8 protein-coding genes are annotated in these 8,210 nt (G+C 66.9%); 1 reads left to right on the top strand and 7 read right to left on the bottom strand.

Going from position 1 to position 8,210, the window contains the following annotated elements:
* Both I71_RS21780 and I71_RS21775 read right to left on the bottom strand, forming a co-directional pair.
* Positions 1-472 (bottom strand): response regulator transcription factor (locus I71_RS21780; protein ID WP_148294321.1); only part of this gene is annotated, 472 nt, incomplete at its 3' end.
* Between the two features lie 58 nt (positions 473-530).
* The gene (locus I71_RS21775; protein ID WP_042698091.1) at positions 531-1,382 is read right to left on the bottom strand and encodes an alpha/beta fold hydrolase; all 852 of its coding nucleotides are present in this window, start codon (positions 1,380-1,382) and stop codon (positions 531-533) included.
* Between the two features lie 465 nt (positions 1,383-1,847).
* Here I71_RS21775 and I71_RS21770 point away from each other — a divergent pair, with 465 nt between their 5' ends.
* Complete coding sequence (locus tag I71_RS21770; RefSeq protein WP_042698082.1) at positions 1,848-3,161, top strand: MFS transporter; 1,314 nt, start codon at positions 1,848-1,850, stop codon at positions 3,159-3,161.
* Between the two features lie 14 nt (positions 3,162-3,175).
* Here the strand turns inward: I71_RS21770 and I71_RS21765 are convergent, their stop codons facing one another.
* The 5 genes from I71_RS21765 to I71_RS21745 are packed head-to-tail and all read right to left on the bottom strand — an operon-like array spanning position 3,176 to position 7,977.
* Positions 3,176-3,922 (bottom strand): MBL fold metallo-hydrolase, encoded by a 747-nt coding sequence (locus I71_RS21765; RefSeq protein ID WP_042698079.1) that lies wholly within the window; start codon positions 3,920-3,922, stop codon positions 3,176-3,178.
* Between the two features lie 5 nt (positions 3,923-3,927).
* On the bottom strand, positions 3,928-4,761 hold the full coding sequence (locus tag I71_RS21760; protein ID WP_042698076.1) for an ABC transporter permease: 834 nt from the start codon (positions 4,759-4,761) through the stop codon (positions 3,928-3,930).
* Positions 4,758-5,687, bottom strand: coding sequence for an ABC transporter permease (locus tag I71_RS21755; RefSeq protein WP_199902225.1), 930 nt, complete (start codon positions 5,685-5,687; stop codon positions 4,758-4,760). The genes I71_RS21760 and I71_RS21755 overlap by 4 nt, the downstream gene beginning before the upstream one ends.
* A complete protein-coding gene (locus I71_RS21750) occupies positions 5,665-6,828 on the bottom strand; it encodes an extracellular solute-binding protein (protein ID WP_199902224.1) in 1,164 nt (387 codons plus the stop codon). The genes I71_RS21755 and I71_RS21750 overlap by 23 nt, the downstream gene beginning before the upstream one ends.
* 48 nt (positions 6,829-6,876) lie before the next feature.
* The gene (locus tag I71_RS21745; RefSeq protein ID WP_042698073.1) at positions 6,877-7,977 is read right to left on the bottom strand and encodes an ABC transporter ATP-binding protein; all 1,101 of its coding nucleotides are present in this window, start codon (positions 7,975-7,977) and stop codon (positions 6,877-6,879) included.
* Between the last annotated feature and the right edge of the window lie 233 nt (positions 7,978-8,210).

Here is an 8,210-nt window from a genome sequence, read left to right as displayed (position 1 = left end):
GGTCATTGTGTGCGTTCCCCTGGTTTGTCCCGAGGGCTCTTCGATGAGGAGGAGCAGTTTTCCGGGTCGAGCGGCTTGTCACGAAGGCGACGGCGCCCTGGGCCAGCGAGCGGACGCGGGCGGCCGGGGTGGCGAAGGCGTCATTCACGATCACCGGATGGCTGCGCCCGAGCTGCAACAGCACCATCTGCAGGCTGAACCCATCCATGCCCGTCAGGTTCAGGTCGGTGATGAGGCAGCCGACCTCTCCTTCGTAGACGATGAATTCCTCCGCCGAAGAGAAGGTGCGGACCCGCATGCCGACCGAGCGCAGGAAGTTGTCGAGGCTTTCCCGGATGGCTTCATCATCGTCGACGACACAGATGGTGGGACCACTCAGCACAACGTCATTCTCCCTCCGGTCAGGCCCCGGCCCGCCGACCGCCCCGGCCGCAAGCGGTCCATTTCCTACAACCGGAACAGGATGCGCCATCCATACCTGCGTATAGGTTGACCCCCGTGGGAAATCCTGTGGGGGTCACCGGGAGGCGTCAGGCCTTGAAGAAGGCCAGCAGGTCGGCGTTGATGGTTTCCGCATGGGTGGTCGCCATGCCGTGCGGGAAGCCCTTATAGACCTTCAGGCTGCCCTTCGGCAGCAGCTTGGACGACAGCAGCGCGGAATCGGCGATCGGCACGATCTGGTCGTCGTCGCCGTGCATCACCAGGACCGGGATGTCGATCTTCTTCAGATCCTCGGTGAAGTCGGTTTCGGAAAACGCCTTGATGCAGTCGTAATGGGCCTTGGACCCGCCCATCATGCCCTGCCGCCACCAGTTGTCGATGACGCCCTGCGAGACCTTGGCGCCATCCCGGTTGAAGCCGTAGAAGGGGCCGGAGGGGATGTCGCGGAAGAACTGGGCGCGGTTGGCGGCGAGTGCTGCGCGGAAGCCGTCGAACACCTCCAGCGGCAGGCCGCCCGGATTGGCCTCCGTCTTCAGCATGATCGGCGGGACGGCGCCGAGCAGCGCCGCCTTGCCGGCCCGCGCGGTGCCGTGGCGGCCCAGATAGCGGGCGACCTCACCGCCGCCGGTCGAGTGGCCGACATGGAAGACGTTCTTCAGCCCCAGCCCGGCGACGACGGCCAGCACGTCGTCGGCATAGGTGTTCATCTCGTTGCCGGTCGCCGTCTGCGTCGAGCGGCCATGGCCGCGCCGGTCATGGGCGACGACGCGATAGCCATGGTTCAGGAAGAACAGCATCTGGGCGTCCCAGTCGTCGGCGCTCAGCGGCCAGCCATGGTGGAACATGACGGTCTGGGCGTCGCGCGGTCCCCAGTCCTTGTAGTAGATCGAGGCGCCGTCCTTGGCGGTGACGAAGCCGTCTTCGGTCTTGCCGCTGGTCATCGTCCGTTTCCCTTCCTTGGTGTGGGATGCCGTGTCTCCGGAATGGCGGCGTTCGGCCGCCGCAGCGTCGGTGGCGCCGACGACCGCGGAGGTTGCGACGGCGGCACCGGCAACGGTCGCGCCGACGATCAGGGTGCGGCGGGTGGTGCCCGGTGCCGGGATGTCTTCGGATTGCATCGTGATATCCTCTGCCAATGCGTCAACGATCACGTCGATCGGAGTTGAACCGGTTGGCGCCGCGGAACGCCGATGTCTGCAATGGCTACCTGATTTAAACACTTTCAAAGCCATCCCTAGGTATAGGAATGGATGTAGGGAAAATTCTGAAAAGAAATTGAGTTATCTTGGGAATGATCATGTCTGAATTTGTGCGAATGTTGCAAAGTCGGACGTGGCATTCTTCGCCGGACAGCCCGGATCTCTGTGAACCTCTTGCGCCCTTTGAATGGCGGATGGAGAAGGCCCATGGCACTGCCGAACGTTGCCGCCGGTGATCCACCGTCACCTCCCGCCATCATCCTGGCGCTGTCGGTCGGCAACGCGGTGGAGCTTTACGACTTCACCATCTACAGCTTCTTCGCCCTGACCATCGGCAAGCTGTTCTTTCCTGTACAGTCGGCGTTCGGTCCGCTCCTGCTGGCGCTGCTGACCTTCGGGATTGGCTTCGTGGTCCGGCCGCTGGGCGGGATCGTGATGGGGGCCTACGCCGACCGGGTCGGGCGCAAGCCGGCGCTGGTGCTGACCATCGCCCTGATGGCGCTGGGCACGCTGCTGATCGGGCTCTGTCCGACCTATGCGCAGATCGGTGCGGCGGCACCGGCCATCATCGTGCTCGGCCGCATCCTGCAGGGCTTTTCGGCCGGCGGCGAGATCGGGGTGGCGACGACCATGCTGATGGAGTTGGGCGACCCCGCCAGCCGTGGCCTGCGGGTCAGCTGGCAGATGGCCAGCCAGGGAGCGGCCGCCCTGCTGGGCGCGCTCGGCGGCTATCTGCTGTCGACCCACCTGCCGGCCGATGCGCTGGAGGCGTGGGGCTGGCGCCTTCCCTTCCTGGCGGGGCTGCTGATCGTTCCGGTGGGGCTTCATCTGCGCCGCCTGCTGCCGGAGACCGCGCGCCACGGTCGCGGCGGCACCGCCACCCTGGCGGAGCTGCTGTCCAGCCACCGGGCCAAGCTGCTGACCGGCGTTCTGATGATCATGGGCGGCACGGCATCCACCTACGTCAACATCTTCTACATGCCGACCTACCTGATCCGGTTCGTTGGGCTGCCGTCCCATACCGCCTTTCTGACGGGCTGTGCCGCCGGGGCGACCATGCTGGCGGTGGCTCCCTTGGCCGGGTTTCTGTCCGACCGCCTGGGCCGGCGCCGCCCCTTCGTCATCTGGACCGCGCTGGCGAGCGCGCTGCTGACCTATCCTGCGTTCTGGGTGCTGTCCCACGTCGCCAGCCTTCCGGCGGCGCTGGCGGTGGTCGGGCTGCTGATCGCCGTGAATGCGGTTGGGGCGGGATCCTGCCTGCTTCTGTTGTTGGAAAGCTTTCCGTCCCGCGTCCGCGCCTCGGGCCTGTCGATCATCTATAGCGTCGGCGTATCGATCTTCGGCGGCTTCGCCCAGTTCATCGTCACCTGGCTGATCAGCGTCACCGGGAATCCGCTCTCCCCCGCCTGGTACGTCATGGCCTGCGCCCTTGCCACCGTCTACGGCGCGTCAAGACTCCGCGAAGCGAAACGGTCGCGGCAATCCGGCCTGCCGGGCAAACCGGAACTCTCCGCCGGGTGAGTTCCGGTCCGGAATCATGCCTGAAGCGGCAGGACGATCCGTTCCCCCGGTTGGGCGAGACGCACCCGCGGATCGGCGGCGCAGGCGGCGGCCAGCCGGTCGCGCTCGCCCATGCGGACATGGTAGAGGCGCATTGCGCGGACGCCGAGCCGGTCCGGAAAATCGGACAGTTGAGCGTAGGCGGCATGGAAGGGCTGTGTCGGCTCCGGCTCTGCCGTGAGGCATTCGTGGAACAGCAGGTCGGCACCACGGAAGAGATCTTCCGAGTCCGCCGTGGCGCGGCCGTCGCCGGAATAGGCGAAGGCGACGTCGCCCGTCTCCAGCCGGATGGCGCGGTTCGGCATGGAATGCCGCGTCAAGGCGGTGCGCAGGCGGAAGGGGCCGAGCGTGCCGTCTTCCGGCGTCTCGATCCAGCGCAGGGGAAAGGAGAGCGACCGTTCGGGATCGGTGGCGCCGGCCTGGAACAGCAGGGCCAGCTGCTTCCAGCCGCCGACGGTGGTGACGATGTCCAGCGGCTTGCTGCGGCGGTCATCGGTCCAGCGGATCAGCGCCGGCACCAGGCCGAAGCAATGGTCGGGATGGTGGTGGGTAAAATAGAGCGCGTCGATGGCGTCGGGATCCGGCACCTCCCGCCACAGGGCGGACGGCACCGAATGACCGCAGTCGATCATCAGGCGGAAGCCGTTGGCGGCGACGATCACCGAGGAATTGACGAAGGAGGGGTCGGCCGCTTCGCCGACGCCCAGCACCTGGATGTCCATGGAGGTCAGTGTCCGACTTTGGCCAGCACGTCGGCCTTGAGGAAACGTTCGATCACCAGCATGAAGCCCACCGAGGGAACCAGCAGGATCAGGGCGGTGATTGCGGCGATCTGGAAGTTGCCGCCCATGCCGGCGTTGAACATGAGCAGCGGCAGGGTGGAGATGTCGGGCACCCCGACGAAATAGGTGCCGGTGAACTCGTCCAGCGATTCGAGGAAAACGAAGATGGAGCTTGCCATCACCCCCGGCGCCGCCAGCGGCAGGGTGATGCCGAAGAAGGTGCGCAGCGGGCCGGCGCCCATGTCGCGCGCCGCCTCCTCCAGCGAGCGGTCGACCGCGCCGAAGGCGGCGGCGGTGATCCATACCGAAAAGACCAGCCCGTGGACGGTGTGGACCAGCACCACCCCGGCCACCGTCCCGTTCAGCCCCAGCGTGTAGAAAATGCGCGCCACGTTGATGTAGACCGCGACGCTGGGAAAAGCCTGCGGCAGCAGGAAGGCCAGCAGGATCGCCCCGCGCCAGGGCAGGCGCAGCCGGGCCAGCGCATAGCCGGCGGGAACCGATACGGCAAGGCAGGCCGCCACCGTCAGCAGCGCGATGGTGACGCTGGTCGCCAGCGACGCCATGGCGTTGGAGCGTGGGGCGAACACCCGCTCCCAGAAGGAGAAGCCGTATTGCAGGGGCAGGGTGTGGGGGAAGTACCATTTCTCCGCCACCGCCCACAGGCCGAGGTTGGTCAGCGGCCCGAAGATGACGAAGGCCAGCAGCCCGAGAGCCAGCCCGCGCGGAATCCAGGTGAATATTCGGGCGAGGGTCCGTGTCGGGTTGATGAAGGTCATCGCGCACCGCCCTGGCGCACGCCATGTCGCAGGTAGAACCAGCCGACCAGACCGGCCATGGCATAGGAGACGAAGCCAAGAGCGTTGGCGACGCCGTAATCGCCATGGGCGTTGATGCGATAGGCCATGTCCACCGTGATCATCGTCGGGCTGTTGGGATTGATCATCATCGGCACCGACATCACCGACAGCATGGTCACGAAGCTGAGGATCAGCCCGACGGTCAGTGTCGGCCGGATCTGGGGAACGACGATCTCGCCCAGGATGCGCAGCCGTCCGGCGCCGAGGTCGCGTGCCGCCTCGATGGTCGAACGGTCGAGCGAGGCCATGGCGCCCGCCACCATCAGCGCGACGAAGGGGGTTTGCTTCCACACGAAGGTCACCACGACGCCGCGCCAGTCGAGCAGGCTCGCCGCCTGCAGCGGCTCGATGATGCCGCTGCCGATCAGCAGGTTGTTCATCAACCCGTTCTTGGCGAGGAAGGAGCGCATCATCTGGGCGGCGACGATGAAGGGGATGAACAGCGGCCAGCGGTAGAGCCAGCGCAGCAGGGTGACCGCAATCCGGTTCCCGCCGAGCGTCAGATAGCCGCCGATCGCCACCGACAGGATGGCAACCAGCGCCGAGGACAGCAGCACGATGGCCAGCGTGAAGGCCATGTCGAGGCTGTACAGCTCGAACGCCTTCACGACGTTCGCCAGCGTCCAGCCGCCGTCACGGCCCTGGAAGGCGCTGACCGCCGACAGACCCAGCGGGTAGAGGAAGAACAACGCCACCATCGCCAGCGCCGGCATGACCAGCAGCACGCCCCACAGCCAGTCGGGAGCGATCCTGGTGGCGGGCAGGGCGGGGGCGCCGTCTCCCCCGCGCGAGCGGGGGAGGGTGGCGGGACGGCCGGCGGCCTCAGTTGGCAACGGTGCGCTCATAGGCTTCCATGATGTCGGTGAAGTAGCCCGACAGCGGGAAGGGCTTGCCCTTGCTCGCCAGCTCGTCCGGCTTCACGTCGGTGAACAGCTTGGCCCAGGTCTGGGCGTCCAGCTTCGGCTGCACGTAGGTGGCGTCGATGCCCGGATACCAGTTGAAGCGCTTGACGATGCCGTCGGCCTGGACCTCGGGGCTGGTCGCCAGTTCGATGAACTTGCGGGCGGCCTCCTGGTTGGCGGCCTTGGCCGGGACGGCGTAGTACATCGGCTGGCCGGGCATGCCCGGACCGATCAGCTGCAGCTTCATCGCCGGGTTGAGACGGCCGTCGGCCTGCCAGCTGTAGAACATGTCGACCCACACCGGACCCATGGCGATCTCGCCGCGGTTCAGCATGTCGAGCGTGCCGGCATTGCCAGGGGTCAGCGTGACGCTCTTGTTGAACTCCTTCAGGCCGGACAGCGCCTTTTCGATCGCCGGCTTCATCGTCGCGTCATAGGGGCCCTTTTCCAGCTTGGCGGCATCGCCGATGTTGGCGGCGGTCCAGCCGGTGACGAAGCCGACGCCGGACATGCCGCCCTTGATGCCGTTGTAGCCGAAGGATTTCGGGTTGGCCTTCACCCACTCCGCCAGCTCGGCGTAGGTCTTGGGCGGGGCCTTCACCAGGTCGGGGTTGTAGGCCAGCGCGATCTGGCTGTGGAACATCGGCAGGACATAGCCGGTGACGTCGGTGCCGAGCGCGTTGCGCGCGCTGTCGCGGCTGGCCAGCGTGCCGGTCTTCACATCGCCGACATAGGCCGAGAGCATCTTCTCCTGCACCATCTGGCCGGCCATCTTCTGGTGGATGACGGCGACATCGACATCCCACTTGGCTGCCCCTGCGGCGGCCTCGGCGCTCAGCTTCTCATAGATCTTCTGCGATCCGCCGTCGCCCGGCCCGGTGCCGGCGGCACGCACCTTGACGCCCGGATTCTGGGCCTCGAACTTCGGCGCCAGATACTCGTTGACGTAATCGACCATGTTCTGGTCGCCAGCGGTGAGCACGGTCAGCACCGTCTCGGCCTTCAGCGGGGCGGCGGAAAAACCGGCGGCGAGCGCCAGACCGGCGGCGCCGGCGAGCAGCGTCCTCAGCGTCACGAGCTTCATGAAAGTCCCCCTTCTTCCCAATGGTTGGGCCGGATGTTCAGGATCGCCTCAGGCCCTTCCCGCCGCTTCCTCGCGGAGCGGGAAGCAATGCAGGGCCGAAGGCGGAATGACGATGGCGACGGCGTCGCCGACCGTGCGGCGTTCGTCGTCGTCGACCAGGAAAACCATGCCGCCGACCGCGACGCCGTAGCGCCAGCGGCCGCCGGGATAGGCTGTCTGCGTGATGTGGCCGCGCAGGACCAGCGCATCGGCCGGGGTTTGGCCGGCCGATGCCAGTTGCACGGACTCGGTGCGGAAATGCGCGGCGACCTCGCCGCTGCCCAGCATCTCGACCTGCGCGCCGTCATTGCCGAGCGGCAGGCTGACGGCGTCGTGGTTCGGGCCGGCGGCGATCTCCAGCGTTTGGTCCGTCCGCGTCGCCTGCAAGGGCACCACATTGTCGGCGCCGAGGAAGCTGGCGACGAAGGCGCTGGCCGGGCGGCGGTAGATCTCCTCGGGCGTGCCGATCTGGGCGATGCTGCCGGCGTTCAGGATGACGATGCGGTCGGCCATCACCATGGCCTCTTCGCGGTCATGCGTCACATGGACGGCGGTGATGCCGAGCCGCTGCTGTACCGCGCGGATCTCGTGGCGCAGTTCGAGCCGGATGCGGGCGTCCAGGTTGGACAGCGGTTCGTCCAGCAGCAGGATGTCGGGATTGATCGCCAGCGCCCGCCCGAGCGCCACGCGCTGACGCTGGCCGCCCGAAAGCTGGGTGACGTTGCGGTCGGCCAGCCCGTCGAGTTTCAGAAGCCGCAGCATCTCGGCTACCCGCTCGGCGATGCGCGGGCGGGGCCAGCGGCGCAGCTTGAGGCCGTAACCGATGTTCTGGGCGGTGGTCATGTGCGGCCACAGCGCATAGGACTGGAAGACCATCGCCGTGTCGCGCCGCTCCGGCGGTGCCTTGGTCACGTCCCGCCCGGCGATGGCGATGCGCCCGCCGTCCACCGGCACGAAACCCGACACCGCCCGCAGCAGCGTGGTCTTGCCGCAGCCCGACGCCCCCAGCAGCGCCACGAACTCGCCGGGGCGGACATGCAGGCTGACGCCGTTCAGCACGCGCGAGCCGCCATAGGCGACGGTCAGATTCTCGACATGCAATTCCGCCATCGCCGCAAACTTCCCGCATTTCCCGAAGTGACGAGCGCCGTTGCATGCGTATGCAAAGCCGCTGACGCAGGGTTTATGCGGGAAGCGTGAAGCGAGGATGATGGAATTGTGATGCTTTGGTGAATGCGGCTCCGCCGCTTGCGGTGAATGCGGTGCCGACGCCTGTCAAAGGCGTGCCGATCCACGTCTGACCAGCACGGGGGCAGGGCGGTGCAGGACCGGCGGCGCGTCGG

The organism is Azospirillum sp. B506 (assembly GCF_000333595.1).
GTDB lineage: Bacteria > Pseudomonadota > Alphaproteobacteria > Azospirillales > Azospirillaceae > Azospirillum.
Note: the sequence above shows the minus strand (reverse complement) of the source record. Positions and strands in the feature narration are given on the sequence as shown.